Here is an 18,082-nt window from a genome sequence, read left to right as displayed (position 1 = left end):
GCGAAGATCCGGTGGTCACGCTGCCTGGAACCTACCTCGACGGGTAGTCCGGGTACGGGGCCCGAGTGCGGTAGGCCGCCATCAGCCGCTGGCGCTCCTCAGGCGGGAGCGGAACCAACGAGGTGACGGCGCCGTCGCTGATCCAGGAGGTGAGCCGTTCATAGGCGGCGAGCAAGGTGTGGGCGTCGCGCGGGCGATCCGCCACCGGTGCGGGAATCTCCTGGTAGGCGTAGAAGGGGCGGTAGGGGATCTCGGCATCGCCCCAGTACCGTTCACGGTCGTTCTCGTCCAGCCAGGACAGACCGGGAGCGAAGCGCTCTCGGGCGACGTCGCGCACTCGCTCGAGCCGCTCCAGTTCGCCGTCCTCGACCCGCATGGGCGTCGGCAGAACGCGAATCGGCCGCGGGGCCGACCGCTGGGCGGCCAGGGCGGTCGTGGCCGTGGCCTCGACGCTCTGCAGGGAAGGGGCGAAGCAGGCGACGAGGATGTCCGGCAGCACGACCGTGCAGATGGTCGTGGTGTCCGTGACGCCGGTCCGGCTGTCGATGAGGACGTAGTCGTAGGCCGCAGTCAACCGCTCGCGCAGGGTCTGGAGGAGGATGCCGCCGCCGAGTACGTCGTAGAAGCGGGACCAGTTGAAGCTGGCGACGGCCGCCGAGTATCTGCGTTCCTGCCGTCCGGCGGGCATGAGGTCCAGGCGGCCACCGGAGGGCAGGCGCAGGCCGGTCCCGGTGACATACCGGGTGGGTCGGAGCCAGGTGCGGAGCCAGTCCGCGTCGTCCGGTTCGTCCTCGGACGGCGGTCTGAGCACCTCCCGGACATAGCCCTGGACCAGCTCCAGGATGCCGTCGGTCGACCGCAGGTCCGCGTCGATGAGCAGCGGCTGAAGGTAGCGGTGCAGGCCGGGGGCCTCCAGGTCGAAGTCCACGACGAGGACCCGGTGTCCGCCCGAGGCGAGGATCCAGCCGACGTTGGCCAGCGCCATGGTGCGGCCCACTCCGCCTTTGTACGAGTAGAAGGTGACGATTCTGCCCTCGGCGCCGGTCTCATTCGTCATGGGCTTCGCGATCTCTCGGTGGGGGCGCCAGCCACTCGGCCGCGCCCAGCAGGGGCGGGGCCGGAGGACCGCTGGGCAGCCGACGCGGGGGCGCCGTTTCCATCAGCCGGTTGATGGCGACGGTGACCATCACGCCGAGCTGATCGTCGAACCTTTCGCTGGGCACGCCGATGCGGAAGAGCGGGTCGTACGGCCGGCTACGGCCTGTCCAGTGTCGCAAGAAGAGCCGACTCGCCTCGTCCGAGTTGTCGACCCCATCGCCCTCCTCGAGGACGATCATCCCGGTGAGTGGACGGTTCACTCGATCGAAGTCGGCTAGGACCTCCTGTAGTTGGGCGTCGCGAAGGCTGGGTAGGTCGATGATCAAAATGCTGATCTGCGACCGGCGCTCCGCTTCGTCCAGGCGGGCCGCCAGCGAGCGGTCGACGCGGCCGACGGAAAGGGTCAGCCCTTCCTCCAGGACGACCCGCGTCGCGCGCTCGGCGAGTCGTGTGGCGCCGAGCGTGAAGAACAGATGGATGTGGGTGGATTGTTCGAGCACCGGCTCGTCACGGAAGGCCGACGGGACGGAGGCCAGGTCGAGGTCGGGAGTGGTGGGCAGGCGATAGTGTTCCGCAGCGCTGCGGACGGCCCTGGCGATGGCCGCGACGACCCGGCGATACGGTTCGCCGTTCGGCTCGGTACGCAGCAGGTGCAGCAGCCCGTGCTGGGCGTACCCGTCTCCCACGCCGAACTCCATCCACTGGTACCTCGCCGCGCTGTCGGGGACGGACACGGGCTGGGGCGCCCACATGACGGGGACGAGCGCGCGGGCGTCGACACCGCTGTACCGTTGATACCGCACGAGTCTCTCCGTGAAGGCCGCGAACTCCCTCCCGCAGTCAGGGTTGTTGAAGTACGCCGGCGAGTACAGCGCCACGAAGGTCCTGCAGGACCCGACGGCATGGCTCAGCCGCGAGAGTGCCTCGAAGGGCGGCTGCTCGAAGAGGTCCGCGTCCCGGGCGGACAGCTCGGTCATCAGGTCGTTGTAGAAGCGACTAACGTAAGGGTTTTCGCCGCCGGTCCGCGCCCAGCTGAGGAAGAAGTACGGGGAGTCCATGGACCGGACTGCCCCCGGAGTGCGGACCCGCGAGGGGCGGCTCAGCCCTGGGGTGAAGGCGCGCAGGCGCGGCCCTGTCCCCGTGACCAGGACTCGTCCGAGCGTTGTCAGCGGCGGCCGTACGTCCTCGGGGAGCACCGGCTCGTCCAGTCCGTCCACGACGACGATCCAAGGTCGGCGCAGAGCGCGCAGCCGGTCGAAGAAGGCCCGGACGCCAGCGTCCGCGTCGGCCGTGGCGGTCCCCGCGATCACCGCCTCCGCCTCCGCATACCGGGTACGGATCTCGGCCACGGTGCTGCCGGTGACCCAGACGGCCAAGTCCACAGTGCGCTCGTCCCATTCACGGCGCAGCAGGCCCGAGGCGGCGTACCGTCGCTGATCCGCCGACTCGCCGCCCAGCACGATCGGTTCGGACCAGTCTCGGTCGTCCAGTGCCTGGGCGAGGGCAGCGGCACCTCCCCGCAGTGCGCGCGGGAGGTCCCCGATCAGGAAGCGGGAGGGGCGCCTCGGGGCGCCGTCGAGGGGAAGGTACGAGCGCACGGCGTCCAGGAAGCCCGGAAGACGCTGGAGTTCACCGATGCCGACCACGGTGACCCTGTCCGGTGGGAGGGGTGTCCTGGCAAGCCCCACCAACTTGCCCATCTGAAGCACGGGAGCCCCCATAGGTGCGGACAGCCGCTGCCCATCCGCGGACTCGAAGACAAGGTCGGCCGAGGAGAAGCGGCGCAGGACGCCGAGCACGACGTCAGGCGCTTCTTCAGGAGGTGCGGGCACGATGAGGTGGCACGGCACGGCCGAGGGTGCCCCCAGGGGCTCGGTCCAGCTGGGCGGGGTGAAGCTGTCGGGGTCGGCGAGGTCGGAATCGGCGCGGAAGACACCAGCCCTGATGTCCTCGCTGTACCAAATGGGTTGGCACCGCGCCTCGAACTCCTCCACCCGGCGCCCACGGGCCCTGATCGCCATCAGTCGGCCATTCCGTGGTGCCATGGCCAGAATCAGCCGCGGCCCCACCAGAACACCCGTGCCGACATGCTCAAGGTGAGTGCCCCCGCTCAGCTCGGTAGTCCGCCCGATCCTGCCGATGAGCACAGTCGCCGGGAGTTTCTCATTCGGCCCCTGACCTGCGACCCGCGCACCCCCGCCCACCCCGAGCCGCCGCCGCGTCGCCAACGAGGCCCGGGCGAAGGGCTGCAGCTGAGCCGGCAGTTGAGCGACCGCTTCCGGCAGATGGAGTACCGCGGCGATCCCGTGCGGAGCGTGCGGATGGGCTTCCAGATGCCGGGTGAGGGCGCGCAGGACCTCCCAGGCGTCGTGCGTCGTCAGCTGTGCGCCCAAGCGGGCGCGGGCCGGCTCACGGAAGGTCAGTACCGGATCGTGCCCCGGGACGCGGGTCACGGTGAGCAGTCCGCTGGTGAGGAACTCGGCGAGATCGGCCAACCGGGCCTCGGGCACGGCTTGTTCGCGCAGTGCGTGCAGTAACGGCAGGGTGAGTTCGGGCAGATGGGCGCAGAGGACCGCGAGTCGTACGGCGGGCGCCGAGGCCGTACGGAGGTAGGCGTCCGCGAGGGCTTCTGGGGCGACGGGGGAGCCGGCGTCGACGGATGTGGCCTGCGGGAGGCGCCCGGCGGCCGGGACCAGGACCGCGTCGCAGCCCGCTGGGTCGGTGCCCATCACGGTCTTGGCCCAGCGACCCAGGGAGTGCGGGGTGCAGGCGGCGACCGGCAGCGCTTGCCAGGGTCCGGATTCCGCCGAGGCGCCGGAGTGCGGCCGCCAGCGCAGAGGGAGCCGGTGGCGCAGGGTGCTGTTGCGGCCGCCGGGGTGGCCGGCGGTGGTGCGTACCGCCGGCAGATCAAGGGCGGAGCGCCGCCACAGGCGGGGCGGGAGCGGATCGACAAGGAGCACGGGGACGCGCTGCCCCCAGGCGCTGAGCAACTGCCAGGGTGCCGGGCCGTGCCAGCCGCGGGCCGCGCAGTCGGTGAACACCAACAGCAGTCGTCGACCGTGGGCTCCGCTGCCGTGGTGGGGTACGCGGTCCGGGGGAACCGACGCGCCCCCGTGGTCACGTACCCCCGGCCGGCCGTCCTCCCAGGTCCACTTCCAGGTGGACACCCTCCGGAAGACGCCGAGGCCGCCGAGGAGCCGGGTGAGGGCCCGCGCGGTCTCCTCCCAGATGCTCATGGACAGGGAGGTGTCCACGAGGGCGACGACCTCGAACCACCGCTCCGGGCGGGGCGAGAAGAGCGGGACGAGCGGGCCGCCGCGCGCGTAGTGGTCGACGGTGGCGTCGATGTCCAGCCGGGACCGGCTGCCGCCGCGCCAGGACCTGCGGAACGGCTGGAGCGCGCGGCCGAGGGCGAGTGTCTCGGGCAGTGCTTCCGCGCGGCCCACCGACAGCGGGGTGCCGCGCACCCGGGCACCGCCGCCAGGGGTGTGCGCGGAGACGTCAGGGCCGTTCGGAGGCGCGGGCTGCGGCGGGGGCGACTCACGCGGCGCTCCAACTGGTCCCGGATCCGGGTCCCTGGCCGTCCGCTCGGAGGGGGACTCGGCGAGGGCGGCGACGCCGTGGCGGTCGGCGGCCGAGCGGGCCGCGGCCAGCCAGACGGCGTCCGCCAGGGTGCGCGCGTCCGCGTCGGCCGGAGCGTGCGCCGCCAGCGCGGCGAGCAGCCGGTCGAGGTCGCCGTCAGGCACGGGACAGCTCGCTGAGCAACAGGTCGTGCAGGTCCTGCCGTTGCTTGCCCTCGGGCGCCGAGTCCCCGGTCAGCAGGGCCATCACGTTCAGCAGTTGGTCGACGGAGAGATGGTGGCCGCTCTTGACACGGGCGACGAACTCCCGGATCAGCTCCAGAGCGTCGTCGTCCGGCAGTTCGCCGAAGTGCGCGTGCAGGATGTTCCGCAACAGGTCCACTGTCAGTGGCGGCATCGTGTAGCGGACGCAGCGACGTAGGAAGGCCGGTGCGAAGTCCCGCTCGCCGTTGCTGGTCAGCACGATGAACGGGAACTCCGTGCAACGGATTTGCCCGCGCTCCACGGTCGCCGTGTCCCGGCTGTCCCAGAGCCGGACGGCGACTTTGTGCCGCCGGTGGCGGACGAGCTCCGGGATCTCGTACTCGCCGCGCTCCAGTACGTCGAGCAGATCGCCCGGCAGGTCCAGGTCGCTCTTGTCGATCTCGTCGATGAGCAGGGCACGGGGGTGCTCCGCCGGGAGCAGGGCAGTGCCCAGCGGACCGAGCTGAAGGAAGGGGGCGATGTCGTCGCCGTGCCGGCCCGCGAGGCGGTGCTGGCGGGCGGTCCGGCCGGTGGCACCGCGCAGGCTCTGGGCGTGGATGCGGCCCAGGGCGTCGTAGCGGTAGAGCGCCTCGGCGAGGGTGCTGCGCGAAGTGATGTGCCAGCGGAGTACCGGTCCGAGGGCCAGCTCGTGCGCGACCTGCTCGATGACCGTGGACTTGCCGGAGCCGGCCGGCCCGGTCACCAGCAGCGGGCGGCGCAAGTGCAGGGCCGCGTTGACGGCGTCGGTCAGCCCTTCCGGTGGCTGGTACTCGCGATGCTGAGAGGCGCGCGGGAACGTCCGCCACGGCGGTGGCGGGGCCAGCGCCGCCCGCCGCTGTACCCCGTCCCCCTGGTAGTAGGGCTTCCAAGTCACGACTCCTCCTCCAGCGCGGTGACGACACGTCGTTCGAACGGGCGGCAGAACTCCAGCCAGTTCTCGTCGTGCCAGACGGCCCGGACGTCTCCCAGACACGTCGGACAGTCCTGGTGGGCCTTCCAGCGGTCGCGGTAGGCATCGGCGAAGCCTCCCGGCAGGGTGTGCCAGCGCTGTCTCACCACGCTTCGCAGGCGGTCGTCCACCGCGGGGACGTCGGGGCGGGGCCACAGCACGATGGGCGTGTACGGCAGCAGCAGGTCCAGCAGGCCTTTCAGATCCTCGGGGTGGTGGTCCACGCCCACCGCCGTGGCGTACTGCCCGGCGCGCAGCGCGAACTGCAACCCGCCGCGGTCGTGCAGGACGCCCGCGTCGAACCACTCCACGGGGACCTGCCGGCAGGAGGCCATGGCCTGGAGGGACTTGCGTGCGGCGTCATTGCTCTCCGCGTTGCCCTTGGCAGGGTCGAGCCGGCCGCTCCAGCGGACCACGACGGTGTGATGGGCACCCAGGAAATGGTGACCGACGGTCTCTTCCTCGGGCCACCACTCGGCCACGAGATGGGCGGGCGCGGCCACGTCCACGTTCACCAGCAGATCCGGGGCGGGCAGTTGGCGGCGTGCCCAGGACAGCGCCTGCTCGATGGCGCCGACCGCGCCGGTGCGGTCGGGGGACACATGCGGAGCGGTCCACTGCGCGGGGCGGTCGGCGCCACCGCGCACCAGGTAGGCGTCCACCTGCTCCGGCCAGCCCGTCAGCGACCCGGCCAGACTGATGACCAGCCGCAGCCGCTGCTGTTCGCGGTCCGCCGCGAAGTCCTTGAGCGCGTCGTTGAACCAGGTGGTCAGCCCGTTCTTGCGGGCCCAGGCGCGCAGCGGGCTGTGCTCGCCGCCGAGCCCGGCGAGGTCCGCGACCGCCGCGAGAAACCGGGCCAGTCCCGCTCCGGGCTCGCCGTCGGTCGGCTGGGCCCTGAGGGCGGCGTACTCCAGCAGGCCGGACAGCAGGCTGCCGCCCTCCGGCGGGGGCGGGAAACCGGCGAGGCGCCCGGCGGTCCGGAGCAGGTCACTGGTGAGGGTGTTGTCCAGCACGTCCTCAACGAGGTCCGACAGCCGCGCGCACTCCCGCAGCGCCGTGGTGACCTCGACCACCCGTTCCCGCCACACGGGGTCGGCCTCCTCTCCGGCCCGGCCCGCGACGGCGAAGTCGTGCAGCTCCTCCAGCACGGTGGGGGTCAGCCGTTCGGGGAGGGCGGCCGGGGTGCGCCACATCTCCACCGCCTCCCGCAGCACGCGGCGCCCGAGGGGCCCGACGCTCTCATCGGGGGCCACCGCGGTGTGCTGTGCGTTGTGGGACAGCCACAACCCTTGCAGGGCGTAGGGGTCGTTGTCGTATTCGGCGCGTCCCACGGTCTGGCCGCCGACCCGTCGGCGCAGGGTCTCGGTGAGGGTGCGGTCCACGTACAGTGCGCGCCCGGCGTCGGCGAGCCCTTCACGCAGTACCTCGGTCACGGCGAAGGTCAGCTTCAGGTCGCGGGCGGCCTCTCCGGCGAGCGCGGCGGCCAGCACGGCCAGCCGTGCCCGGCCCGCCCGCACCCCGCCCGCCAGCCGACGCGCGTCCGGCATCGCGCCGCCCGCGTAGCAGGTGTCGACGAGGGCGATGACGCCGTCCACGCCCGCTGTGTCGGCGGCATCGGACAGTAACTGGCCGACGTGTACCGCGGAACCGGTGTCCTCGGTCGTGGAGTCGCCGACCATGTAGTACAGGTCCGTTGCCTGCGGCGGGGTGAACCCGTGCCCGAGCAGGGCCACCACCAGTACTGCCGCGTCGGCGCGTGCCCGCGTGCGGGCCTCGGTCATGGCCGTGCGGATGTCCTCCGGTGTGAGGTCGTCTCCGATCAGCAGGGACCGGTGGTCACCGATGCGCCGGGTGCAGCCACCGAGGGACGGATCGGTCAGGGCGGCGTGCAGATCACGCGCCGCCCGTCCGAGCCGGGTCAGCCGGACCATGGAACGGCACTGGGCCGCGACGACCAGCACATGCCGCGTTCCAGGCGCCGTCATCGCTTCAGCGCCTCGACCACGAGTCCGGCGACGGAGGTCTGCCGCAGGTATTTCGTTGCTGTGTGCACCCAGATCCCGTCGGAGTCGACCCGGTCGCTGAGCGGCAGCACGCCTGCCCGGTTCGGCAGCATCCAGTTCTGGATCCGGGGGCGGCAGACCACGATGTCGTCCCGGTCCCAGAAGTTGAGCCACCGCTCGATGGACTCGGGGGTGCGCGGGGGCCGTGGGTGAATCCTGTGCAGCACTGCCGTGGCCGTGGCGAGCGGAGAGCCGAGCGTGATCAGCAGCCGGACCGGTCCGGAATAGCGGTGCAGGGCCTCGAAGGCCACTACGGTGCCCAGCGAATGGGCGACGACCACGAGCGGTCGCCCGGGATCCAGGCCCGTCAGCACCCGTTCCCGCACGCGGGCGTCGAGGCACCGGCCGTCGCCGTCCGGCTCTCCCCGCCCGAGGTAGCGGCCCACCTGGGAGAGCTGCCCCAGCAGGGAGCGCCCGCTTGCCCACTGGGCGGCCCGGCGCAGCCCCGGGATCTGGAGCAGCGTGGTCAGAACGCCGGCCAGGACCCGCACCGACTCGCCGAAGCCCTGTGTCTGCTCGTCCGACAGTCGCTGCCGGGCGTCCTCCACGACCCTTCTCAGGTCCGGGTCCCGGCGCTCCTGGGCTTGGTGCGCGAGCTCCTCGGTCAGCTCGGCGACGAGGCGGGACAAGAATGCCTCGTCCTTGCCGGACGAGGGCCCGAAGGCGTCCCCTTGCGCGCCTTGGTCCAGGAACAGGTCGCTGTAGTCGGCGAAGCGCACATCGGCTAGCCACCCCTGGGTGAGACCCGAGACGGCGTCGCTGTGCCCGGCTCTGCGCGCACCGTCGGCGAGGGACTCCAGCCACGCCCGCCGTTCCCGTACAGCGTCCCGCGAGCCGCCGATTCCGTGCACGAAGAGCAGTTGAGCGCTGCCCGAAGCCGTCACCCGTCCCCCCGCGGTGCTGCCATGCCACGTCGTGTAGCGATGCTTATCAGATGAGGTGACGCGTTTGCGTGGGAACGCCGAAACACCCCGGGCCCCGGCGACGGGCCGACGAGGGACCCGGTACCAGCCTCGGGCAGGCGGGGGCATACCGTGAGGAGTCGAACGCCTGAGCCGGGAGGAGATTCGGGATGGGCAGCCGTACCGCGCTGGTCGAGGATCTGATGGAGCGCTTTCCGCACGTGCCGCGGGAGGCCGTCTTCAAGGAGGACCTGCTCCGCGGCGGTGTCGCCTTCGACCCGTCCGCGCTGAGCGACAACGAGTCCGGCGAGGTGAAGCCGAAGTCGTACTTCATCTTCTCCTTCGACCACGGCACCCTGCCCGAGCTGGGCGAGGCCGCCCTCAGAAGGCCGCCCGAGGAGATCATCCTCACCGGTGGGCCCTACGACCTGCGGCGCACCGTCGTCTCCGTGCGGGTCAATCCCGCCTCGCCCTATCGCGTGGCCGCCGACGAGGACGGCATGCTCGGGCTCTACCTCGACGGCAAGCGCATCGCCGACGTCGGCGTGCCGCCCATGCCCGAGTACTACCGGCACACCCTGGCCAGCGGGAAGTCCGTGATGGAGGTCGCCCCGACCATCCAGTGGGGCTATCTGATCTACCTCACGGTCTTCCGGGTCTGCCAGTACTTCGGCGCCAAGGAGGAGTGCCAGTACTGCGACATCAACCACAACTGGCGCCAGCACAAGGCGGCCGGACGGCCCTACACCGGCGTCAAGGACGTGGAGGAGGTGCTGGAGGCGCTGGAGATCATCGACCGGTACGACACCGCCAAGGCCTCCACCGCCTACACCCTCACCGGCGGCGCGATCACCAAGACGGTCTCCGGGCGGGACGAGGCCGACTTCTACGGCCACTACGCCAAGGCCATCGAGGAGCGCTTCCCGGGCCGCTGGATCGGCAAGGTCGTCGCCCAGGCGCTGCCGCGTGACGACGTGCAGCGGTTCAAGGACTACGGCGTGCAGATCTACCACCCCAACTACGAGGTGTGGGACGAGTACCTGTTCAAGATGTACTGCCCGGGCAAGGAGCGTTACGTCGGCCGGGACGTGTGGCACAAGCGGATCCTGGACTCGGCCGAGGTGTTCGGGGCGCGCAATGTGATCCCCAACTTCGTCGCGGGCGTGGAGATGGCCGAGCCCTTCGGCTTCAAGACCGTCGACGAGGCCATCGCCTCCACCACCGAGGGCCTGCGGTTCTTCATGTCGCACGGCATCACGCCCCGCTTCACCACCTGGTGCCCGGAGCCCACGACCCCGCTCGGAAAGGCCAACCCGCAGGGCGCGCCGCTGGAGTACCACATCCGGCTGCTCCAGGCCTATCGCCAGACGATGGAGGACTTCGGTCTCTCCTCGCCCCCCGGTTACGGCCCCCCCGGCCCCGGTCGTGCCGTATTCTCCGTCAGTTCCTTCATGGACAGCCTGCCCGCGGAGGAGCCCAGCGCGGTGTGACGGGAGTTGAGCGGAGCGTGCCCGGGATCCGTACCCCTCGGTGGAGTCGAGGGGGGCGGACCGGGCGCCCGGACATTTGAATAGCGCGCTTGTCAGTTGTGTCGAAAACGTGAAAGGCTCCTGTCCTGCCGCGAGGTTCCCCCCAACTCCTTTGCCAATATGGCGAGTTGACCTCGCTCGTGGATGCAGGAGACCCATGCCCGACCTGCCGACCCCCCAGGACGCCACCGAGGCCGCGCTGTTCTCCGAGTGCTGGGACGCCGTGCTCTCGTACGCCGACCTGTGCACGGCCGGCTCCACCGCGGCCACCGAACTGGCCACGGAGGCGTTCACGGCCGGCATGCGCGAGGTCCGCGCCGCCGAGTCGCACGGCACGCGCTACGCCGGCCGCCGCTCACCCCGACTGCCCCGGATACCCCTGCTGTTGACGGCCGTGCGCACCACGGCCGCCGACTGGGAGGTCGCCGGACGCGGCAACCGCCTCGACCCCGATCTACGGCTGTGGCTCAACTCCGACAAGGCCGCCCGCTACGCCGGACCGCCCCAGGGCCGCCCGCTCGCCCTGCGCGGGCTGCGCGACATGCAGCAGCCGGACGCCGAACTGCTGTGGCTGGCCGAGGTGGAGGCGCTGCCGCCCGCCGTGGTGGCCCGTCGCCTCGGCCTGGACCCGGCCACCGTCTCCGACGAACTCACGCAGGTGCGCGGCCTGTTCCGGGACCGCTGCCACCGCAACCACCTCGACGCGCCGAAGGCATCCGAGTGCCGGGGCTACGTCCGCCTCCTCGACGCCGTCACCCGCTCACCGATCGCCGACACCCCGGACGACCTCTCCCGCCACCTCGCCACCTGCGTCGACTGCGCCGAGGCCGCCGCATGTCTGCGACTGCACGGCGTCGGACTGCCCGCCGCCCTGGCCGGCGGGGTCATCGGCTGGGGCGGACTCGCCTACCTGGAGCGCCGCCGCCGCGCAGCCGAGGTCCGCCTCGGCGCCGGGCGCCCCGCCACCGTGGCCCCGGACCACGGCGACCCCGACCCCGCCGCGCAGCGGGCCAAGGCGGTGCGCGGCGGGCTGCTCGTCGCGGCCGCGCTGGTGTCGCTGCTCGCGCTCGCCGTGACGCTGATGCAGACCGGCGGCTCGGGCTCCGGTGCCGGCGACGGGGCGGCCGGTGATCCCGGTGACCGGCAGCCGGTGGCAGACAACCCCGGCCCGTCCTTCGCACCCTCGGCGCGGGACTCCACCGTGAGCGCCACCACGCGGCCGTCCTCGGACGCCGGTGAGCGCACCCCGGAGAGCAAGCGGCCCGATCCGGGACCCCAGGGCACGTCGACCACCACCGCGGGCCCCGAGTCCAGTGCCCCGTCCGCCGCCTCCTGCCGGGTCCGCTACGACCTGGTCAACCAGTGGCCCGACGGCTTCCAGGCCACCGTCACCGTCACCACCGAACGGCCCCTGGACACCTGGCGCGTGGCCTGGTCCTTCCGGGACGGCCAGCACGTCGGGCAGATGTGGGACGCGAGCTTCACCCAGGACGGCTCCCGGGTCACGGCCACCGCCGCCGACTACAACAGGACCGTCCCCGCCGACGGCACCCTGACCTTCGGGTTCATCGCGTCCTGGCAGGGCAGGAACTCGCCCGCGCACGACTTCGAGCTGAACGGGCGGGAGTGCGGCGCGAGCTGACATTTAATTCGGTTGACGGGCCCGAGGGGGTCCCGGATACCGTGTGGTCGTTCGTTCCGAGCGTGCTGTGGAGGAGGTGTCGACCGATGGCTGTCATTGCGATGAGCGCTGCCCGCAAGCAGGAATCCATCAAGTCCACCTCCGTGGCCGCCGGCTGAACCCGACTTCCGTCGCCGGGGCCGCCCTTCGAAGGGTCACCCTTGACTTCCACTTCTGTGTCCTCCGCCCTCGCTCCCTACGGCTGGGACGACGCCTGGGCGGAGGAGTTCCTCCCCTACGACGCCGAAGGGCTGCTGCCCGGACGCGTCATCCGAGTCGACCGCGGGCAGTGCGACGTCGTCACCGCCGACGGTGTGCTGCGCGCCGACACCGCCTTCGTCACCCCGCGCGATCCGCTGCGGGTGGTGTGCACCGGTGACTGGGTCGCCGTCGAACCCGGGGGCAACCCGCGCTACGTACGGACGTATCTGCCGCGCCGTACCGCCTTCGTGCGCTCCACCTCCTCCGAGCGGTCCGAGGGGCAGATCCTCGCGGCCAACGTCGACCACGCGGTCGTCGCCGTGTCCCTGGCCGTCGAACTCGATCTCGGCCGCATCGAACGGTTCCTGGCGCTGGCCTGGGAATCCGGGGCACAGCCCGTGGTCGTGCTGACGAAGGCCGACCTCGTGCCGGACGCGGCGACGCTCGGCCATCTGGTCGAGGACGTCGAGACGACCGCGCCCGGAGTGCCGGTACTGACCGTCAGCGCGCATCTCGAGGAAGGGCTCGACGTCCTCACCGCGGTCCTCGGCGGCGGTACGTCCGTGCTGCTCGGGCAGTCCGGGGCCGGCAAGTCGACGCTCGCGAACGCGCTGCTCGGGGCCGACGTCATGGACGTACAGGAGACCCGGGACGTGGACGGAAAGGGGCGGCACACCACGACCACCCGCAACCTGCTCGCCCTGCCGGGCGGCGGGGTCCTGATCGACACACCGGGACTGCGAGGCGTCGGGCTCTGGGACGCGGGGACCGGGGTCGGGCAGGTGTTCGCCGAGATCGAGGAACTGGCCGAGCGGTGCCGCTTCCACGACTGCGCCCACGAGGCCGAACCCGGCTGCGCCGTCCTCGCCGCGATCGACTCCGGAGAGCTGCCGGAACGACGGCTCGACAGCTATCGCAAGCTGATCCGGGAGAACCAGCGGATCGTCGCCAAGACCGACGCCCGCCTGCGCGCCGAGATCCGTCGCGACTGGAAGCGGAAGGGGGCCGAGGGACGGGCGGCGATGCAGGCCAAGCGCAACGGCTGGCGCTAGCCGCCCGGGCCCCGGGGCGGGGTCGGCGAGGCGGAGTGGCGGCCTCGGCGGGGTCGGCGGGGTCGAGCGTGACCGCGCCGATCGGCCGGGCGGCGCCGCCGACCACCGCGTCCGGGTGCATCCCCGTGGGGGCGTGCTGGGGGCCGGACGTCTCGGCGTCCAAGTTCCGTCGGCACGTCCGAATCCGCCCCGTGTGGGCGTGCGGGGCGTCGGCGGGCTCGGTGTCCGAGTCCTGCCAGCACGTCCGGGAACACGCTGGCGTGGGCGGGCCGGGCGCCGACGGCCTCGGCGTCCGAGTTCCGTCGGCACGTCCGGGTGCGCCCCGCGCGGGCGTGCTGGGGGCCGGACGTCTCGGCGTCCGAAACCCGCCAGCACCGGTCCCCGGCATCGCCGAGACTGGAACGCGTGATGGATGAAGACACCAGGTACGAGGCCGTGCGGAGCAGGGACGGGAGGTTCGACGGGGAGTTCTTCTTCGCCGTCGCGACCACCGGTATCTACTGCCGGCCCAGCTGCCCCGCCGTCACCCCGAAGCGTCACAACGTCCGCTTCTTCACGACCGCCGCCGCCGCGCAGGGCTCGGGATTCCGGGCCTGCCGGCGGTGCCGCCCGGACGCCGCGCCCGGCTCGGCCGAGTGGAACGTACGCGCGGACGTCGTGGCGCGTGCCATGCGGCTCATCGGGGACGGTGTCGTCGACCGGGAAGGGGTCGCCGGGCTCGCCACGCGGCTCGGCTACAGCCCCCGCCAGGTCCAGCGGCAGCTGACCGGAGAACTCGGCGCCGGACCCGTCGCCCTCGCCCGCGCCCAGCGCGCCCACACCGCGCGCGTTCTCCTCCAGACCACCGACCTGCCGATCACCGAGATCGCCTTCGCGTCCGGATTCGCCAGCGTGCGGCAGTTCAACGACACCATCCGGACGGTGTACGCGCGGACGCCCAGCGAGCTGCGCCGGGCCGCCGCCCGAGCCGCCCGGCGCCCCGCCACCCCGACCGCCGGAATCCCGCTGCGCCTCGCCTACCGCGGGCCCTACCGGTCCGGGGAGGTCTTCGACCTCCTGGAGGCCGAGGCCGTACCCGGCGTGGAGGACGTCCACGGCAGCCCCGGCCGCCGTGTCTACCGCCGTACCCTCCGCCTCCCGCACGGCACCGGCATCGTGGCCGTCGACGAGCGGCCGGGCATGGCACACACCCGCACGCACCCCGGCGGCTGGCTCGACGCCCACCTCCACCTCACCGACCCCCGCGACCTCACCACCGCCGTCCAGCGACTGCGCCGCCTGTTCGACCTGGACGCCGACCCCTACGCCGTGGACGAGCGGCTCGGCGCCGACGCCCGGCTCGCCCCGCTGGTCGCGGCCCGCCCAGGGCTCCGGTCACCCGGCGCCGCCGACCCCGACGAGCTGGCCGTTCGGGCGCTGGTGGGCACCGCCGGTGCCGAGCGGCTGGTGCGGCGGTACGGCAAGGCGCTGGACGCCCCCTGCGGCAGCCTCACCCACCTCTTCCCCGAACCCGCCGTCCTCGCCGAGGCCGAGCCGCACGGCACCCTGGGTACGCTGACCGCCGCCCTCGCCGACGGCGCCGTACGCCTCGACGCGGGCGCCGACCGGGACGACGCGCAGGAGGCCCTGCTCGCCCTGCCCGGCCTGGACGCCTCCACCGTCGCCGTGATCCGCACCCGCGCTCTCGGCGACCCCGACGTCGCCCCGCCCGGCCTCGACGTCCCCGACAGCTGGCGCCCCTGGCGCTCGTACGCCCTGCGACACCTGCGCACAGCAGGGGAGTTGGAGTAACCCGTCATGACCGTCCACTGGACTTCCCTCGACAGCCCCGTCGGCCCGCTGCTGCTCACCGCCGAGCCGGAGACCGGCGTCCTGACCTCGCTGTCCGTGCCCGGTCAGAAGGGGGGACGCGCGGTCGAGGAGGGCTGGCGGCACGAGCCCGGCGCCTTCCGGGACGCCGAGCAGCAGCTCGCCGCCTACTTCGCGGGCGAGCTGAAGGAGTTCCGGCTGCCGCTGCGCGCCGAGGGCACCGCGTTCCGCGAGAAGGTGTGGGCCGCCCTGGACGACGTGCCCTACGGCGCGACCACCACCTACGGCGAGATCGCCGCGCGCGTCGGCGCCTCCCGGGCGGCCGTCCGGGCCGTCGGCGGCGCGATCGGCGCCAACCCGCTGCTGATCCTGCGCCCCTGCCACCGGGTGATCGGCGCGAACGGCACCCTGACCGGCTACGCGGGCGGCCTGGAGCGCAAGACGACCCTGCTCACGCTGGAGGGCGCGGTCTAGCCCTCCAGACCCCAGCTGTGGATCCACCGCGGACGGACGCGGATCACCTCCTCGCTGAAGTGCGGACCCAGCCCGTGCGGGCCGGTGAGCAGCTCAGCGTCGCCCCGGATCTCGACCCCGCGCACCTTCCACGGCCGTAGGCTCACCACGTCGTCGACGACCAGGGACAGCTTCGGGTTCAACCCCAGGTTGCGCCACTTCTTGGTGCGGCCCATCGCGAGGCCGCCGATCAGGATCGTGCCGTCGTCCTGGGGGAAGAAGCCGACGGGGTTCGCCTGCGGCTGCCCCTTCGGGTCGACGGTGGCCAGTCGGCCCAGCCGCTGCGATGCCAGATACGCCCGCTCCGCCTCACTGAATTCGGTCATGCGGCCACACAAGCACGCCCGCCCGTCCCGCCACATCGGATGCTCGCCCTAGTCCTCGGGCCCTACGTCCCCCAGAGCACCACGCCCAGCCACGCGCCGGCGATCAGCAGACAGGTGAACAGTTCCGCCAGCACGCTGGAGCCGCCCGAGCGCATCGCGGTGCGCAGGGCCGCCATCGCCTCCGCGTGCCGGCCGAGGCGCCGGCGCTCCTCCAGGTAGATGCCCGCCATGAACCCGGGGATCGTGCCCAGCACGGGAATCAGGAAGAAGCCGAGGAAGGCACCCGCTCCGGCGTACACGGCCATCCGGCGGGTCGCACCGGACGCGCGCAGCCGCCGGGGTGGCAGGGCCCAGCGCACCACCTGGGAGAGGAACAGCGCGACCGTCGCCCCCACCAGCAGGAATCCCGCCTCCGCCCGGGGGTCCTTCAGTGCCCACCACATGACCGCGGCCCACACCAGCCACGACCCCGGCACACCGGGCACCAGTACTCCGCACAGGCCGAGCAGGATGACCATGCCGACCAGCAGGAGATCCCACACTCCCATAGGGCCAGAGTGCCGGAGCCCGGATGACCCCGCAGATCAGCCCACCCCGAGCCGACCGACGCCGAGGGCGACTCGGTCAGCCAGACCGTGATCGGGGTGTACGACGTGCGCCGACGGTCACCCGGGCGTCGCCGGGCGGTCCTCCCGTGGGGGGTGGGACCGTCCGGCGACCCCTCCCCGCTGATTCGCAACACCGTGCGAGCCCTCACCCGTTTTTCGGGATGCCCCGTTTTCATACGGCCCGTGCGGTGGACAATTAGGGGCATGAGCCAGCAGGGGGGAAGGCCCACCGGTCGGCAGGACGACTGGTGGGCACAGCTGTACGACAACACCACGGAGGACACCGGGCCCACAGCGGCCCCGGACTCCCTGGACGACAGGTTCGCCTCGGCGGAGTCCGCTGTGTCGGCGGGCGGTCGGGCCGCGGATCCCGCGGTTCCCGCGGGCGGTCGTGCCGCCGGGGCGGCCCCCGCGACCCAAGAGGGCGGTGCCCCGCCGGCGCGGGCGAGTGATCCCACCCGCACGCCGATTCCACCCCCGCGCACCGAGGAACCACCGCGCGCCGTCGAGTACGTGGGCTCAGGCCCACCCACCTACGAAGCGGAACCCACCGCCCTCCCACCCGCGGACCCGGACGACCTGGACGACCTCGTCGCCGACACGGTCCTCGACGGCGCCCACTACGGCGCCTGCACCCTCCGCGCCGCCTCCGTCCGAGGCGACTCCGCCCGCTACCGGGGCGAACCCCGCAGGGACTCCCTGCTCACCGCCCGCTTCGGCACCGGTGACGCCGCCCTCGTCCTCGTCGCCATGGCCACCGGCGCCCGAGCCACCCCCGGCGCCCACCGCGCCGCCGCCGAGGCCTGCCGCTGGATCGGCAGGGCCGTCGGCCGCAGCCACGCCCGCCTGGCCGAGGACATCCGTGCCGCCCGCCGAGGCGACCTCAAGTCCGGCCTGCACCGCCTCACCGACCGCAGCCTCGGCAAGCTCCGCGCCAGCGCCGCCGAACAGGGAGTGGACCCGGAGGAGTACGCGGCCACCCTGCGCTGTCTGCTCCTGCCCGCCGACCCCGACTGCCGTACCCGCGTCTTCTTCGGCGTCGGCGTCGGCGGTCTGTTCCGCCTCCGGGACGGCCAGTGGCAGGACATCGAGCCCCGGGTCACGGACGCGGTCGGCGCGGCCGTCGTCGGGTTCGGCTCCCCGCCGTCCGAGACCCCGGAGGGCGACCGCCTCACCATGGACCTCGGCATCCCGAAGCCACCGAGCCCCTACGAACCCGCCCCCGAGCCCACGCGCGAACCCTTCCGCTTCCGCGCCTCGGTAGCCCGTCCGGGTGACACGCTCCTGATGTGCACCAGCGGTCTCGCCGAACCCCTGCGCGGCGAGGCCGATCTCGCCCGCCACCTCACCGACCGGTGGTCAGGACCCACCCCGCCGGGCCTCGCCGCCTTCCTCGCCGACACCCAGGTGAGGGTCAAGGGCTACGCCGACGACCGTACGGCCGCCGCCGTCTGGGAGACCTGACCGAGCGGACCACGTGCCCCTGTGCCTCCAATGGAACCGGACGGAACCCAGCGAAGGCGACCG

Annotated in this window: 13 protein-coding genes; 6 read left to right on the top strand and 7 right to left on the bottom strand. The window is 72.5% G+C overall.

All coding sequences use genetic code 11. The annotated features are described in order from the left end of the window. Positions 1-31: 31 nt before the first annotated feature. From ACWDRW_RS28400 to ACWDRW_RS28380, 5 genes are read right to left on the bottom strand one after another with little or no spacing between them, the layout of a single operon-like run. On the bottom strand, positions 32-1,057 hold the full coding sequence (locus ACWDRW_RS28400) for a tyrosine-protein kinase family protein (protein ID WP_451727396.1): 1,026 nt from the start codon (positions 1,055-1,057) through the stop codon (positions 32-34). Then, positions 1,047-4,844, bottom strand: a complete 3,798-nt coding sequence (locus ACWDRW_RS28395; protein WP_451727394.1) for a TIR-like protein FxsC — start codon at positions 4,842-4,844, stop codon at positions 1,047-1,049. Before ACWDRW_RS28395 ends, ACWDRW_RS28400 begins: the two co-directional genes overlap by 11 nt. After that, positions 4,837-5,796: an AAA family ATPase gene (locus ACWDRW_RS28390; protein ID WP_451727391.1), complete on the bottom strand. Its 960-nt coding sequence runs from the start codon at positions 5,794-5,796 to the stop codon at positions 4,837-4,839. The genes ACWDRW_RS28395 and ACWDRW_RS28390 overlap by 8 nt, the downstream gene beginning before the upstream one ends. Next, positions 5,793-7,856: a vWA-MoxR associated conflict system protein gene (locus tag ACWDRW_RS28385; RefSeq protein WP_451727389.1), complete on the bottom strand. Its 2,064-nt coding sequence runs from the start codon at positions 7,854-7,856 to the stop codon at positions 5,793-5,795. Before ACWDRW_RS28385 ends, ACWDRW_RS28390 begins: the two co-directional genes overlap by 4 nt. Continuing rightward, positions 7,853-8,818 carry a hypothetical protein gene (locus ACWDRW_RS28380; protein WP_451727386.1) on the bottom strand — a complete coding sequence of 322 codons (966 nt, stop codon included), beginning with the start codon at positions 8,816-8,818 and terminating at the stop codon, positions 7,853-7,855. The genes ACWDRW_RS28385 and ACWDRW_RS28380 overlap by 4 nt, the downstream gene beginning before the upstream one ends. Positions 8,819-9,006: 188 nt before the next feature. On the opposite strand from ACWDRW_RS28380, the gene ACWDRW_RS28375 reads away from it, so the two are divergent. The 5 genes from ACWDRW_RS28375 (at position 9,007) to ACWDRW_RS28355 (ending at position 15,582) form a co-directional block, all read left to right on the top strand. Then, positions 9,007-10,326 (top strand): radical SAM protein, encoded by a 1,320-nt coding sequence (locus ACWDRW_RS28375; RefSeq protein WP_451727383.1) that lies wholly within the window; start codon positions 9,007-9,009, stop codon positions 10,324-10,326. 196 nt (positions 10,327-10,522) lie between these two features. Further along, positions 10,523-12,007 carry a cellulose binding domain-containing protein gene (locus ACWDRW_RS28370; protein ID WP_451727381.1) on the top strand — a complete coding sequence of 495 codons (1,485 nt, stop codon included), beginning with the start codon at positions 10,523-10,525 and terminating at the stop codon, positions 12,005-12,007. Positions 12,008-12,207: 200 nt separating this feature from the next. Next, positions 12,208-13,299 carry a ribosome small subunit-dependent GTPase A gene (rsgA, locus tag ACWDRW_RS28365; RefSeq protein ID WP_451727378.1) on the top strand — a complete coding sequence of 364 codons (1,092 nt, stop codon included), beginning with the start codon at positions 12,208-12,210 and terminating at the stop codon, positions 13,297-13,299. 408 nt (positions 13,300-13,707) lie between these two features. Further along, entirely contained in the window at positions 13,708-15,090 is a 1,383-nt protein-coding gene (locus ACWDRW_RS28360; protein WP_451727376.1) for a bifunctional transcriptional activator/DNA repair enzyme AdaA, read from the top strand. Between the two features lie 6 nt (positions 15,091-15,096). Next, positions 15,097-15,582 carry a methylated-DNA--[protein]-cysteine S-methyltransferase gene (locus tag ACWDRW_RS28355; protein WP_451727374.1) on the top strand — a complete coding sequence of 162 codons (486 nt, stop codon included), beginning with the start codon at positions 15,097-15,099 and terminating at the stop codon, positions 15,580-15,582. Here ACWDRW_RS28355 and ACWDRW_RS28350 read toward each other — a convergent pair. Both ACWDRW_RS28350 and ACWDRW_RS28345 read right to left on the bottom strand, forming a co-directional pair. Continuing rightward, positions 15,579-15,947, bottom strand: a complete 369-nt coding sequence (locus ACWDRW_RS28350; protein ID WP_451727372.1) for a PPOX class F420-dependent oxidoreductase — start codon at positions 15,945-15,947, stop codon at positions 15,579-15,581. The two genes, ACWDRW_RS28355 and ACWDRW_RS28350, sit on opposite strands and share 4 nt — an antisense overlap. 62 nt (positions 15,948-16,009) lie before the next feature. After that, positions 16,010-16,495, bottom strand: coding sequence for a DUF456 domain-containing protein (locus ACWDRW_RS28345; protein ID WP_451727370.1), 486 nt, complete (start codon positions 16,493-16,495; stop codon positions 16,010-16,012). A 264-nt stretch (positions 16,496-16,759) separates the two neighbouring features. Between ACWDRW_RS28345 and ACWDRW_RS28340 the strand changes: the two genes are divergently transcribed. Then, complete coding sequence (locus ACWDRW_RS28340; RefSeq protein WP_451727367.1) at positions 16,760-18,019, top strand: protein phosphatase 2C domain-containing protein; 1,260 nt, start codon at positions 16,760-16,762, stop codon at positions 18,017-18,019. The last annotated feature ends 63 nt before the right edge of the window (positions 18,020-18,082 follow it).

It is taken from the genome of Streptomyces sp. NPDC003635, assembly GCF_053587635.1.
Note: the sequence above shows the minus strand (reverse complement) of the source record. Positions and strands in the feature narration are given on the sequence as shown.